Source organism: Thermus sp., from assembly GCF_056332225.1.
In genome coordinates, this window is the sequence record NZ_JBWGQW010000165.1 from 1 (window position 1) to 805 (window position 805).

General features: G+C 68.9%; 2 protein-coding genes. Both read right to left on the bottom strand.

Translation table 11 applies throughout. The features are described 5' to 3' along the window. Window positions 1–229: NAD-dependent epimerase/dehydratase family protein (locus AC01Y6_RS10675; protein WP_476671503.1), on the bottom strand; the 229-nt coding region annotated here is incomplete at its 3' end. Continuing rightward, window positions 229–805 (bottom strand): UDP binding domain-containing protein (locus tag AC01Y6_RS10680; protein WP_476671505.1); only part of this gene is annotated, 577 nt, incomplete at its 5' end. The genes AC01Y6_RS10680 and AC01Y6_RS10675, both read right to left, overlap by 1 nt.

Below are 805 nucleotides of genomic sequence, written 5' to 3' on the forward strand. Positions count from 1 at the left end.
CGGGAGAAGCGAAGTGGAGTACCCAGTCCAGGGGGCCCTCCACCTCCAGAGGCTGGACCACGTCCGCCCGGAGGAAGGTGAAGCCCGGGTGGCGCCTTAGGCGCTCCAGGTTCCGCCCCTGGCCCGTGGAGAGGTTGTCCACCCCCACCACCTCGTGCCCCTCCCGGAGGAGGCGCTCCGCCAGGTGGCTCCCCAAAAACCCCGCAGCTCCCGTGAGAAGGACCCGCATTACACCCCCACCCTTTCCAGGGTACCCAAGGCCGGCACCCCCATACCCAGGTAGCGGTAGCCCAGGGCCTCGAGGGCCTTACCGTCCAGGAAGTTCCGGGCATCCAGGACCAAAGGGGTGCGGAGGAGAGGCTTAAGCTCCTGCCAGGGCCAGGTGCGGTACAGGGGCCAGTCCGTGGCCAGGACCACGGCGTCCGCCCCGCGCAGGGCCTCCTCGGGCGTTTCCGCATACTCCAGGGGGAGGGACACCTCTTTGCGGGCTCGGGGCAGGGCCACGGGATCGTGGGCCCTTAAAAAGGCGCCCCGGTCCAGGAAAAGCCGGGCCAGCTCCAGGGCTGGACTTTCCCGCAGGTCGTCGGTGTTGGCCTTGAAGGCCAGGCCCAAAAGGGCGATGGTCCGACCCTTCAGGGTCTTAAGTTCGGCAAGGAGCTTGTCCACCGCCCATCGCCGCTGGTCCTCGTTGACCTTCCGGGCGGCCTCGGTGATGCCTAGGGAGAGGCCGTACTCCCGCCCCATGGCCAAGAGGGCCGCCGTGTCCTTGGGGAAGCAGCTTCCCCCCCAGCCGAGCCCGGCCTGG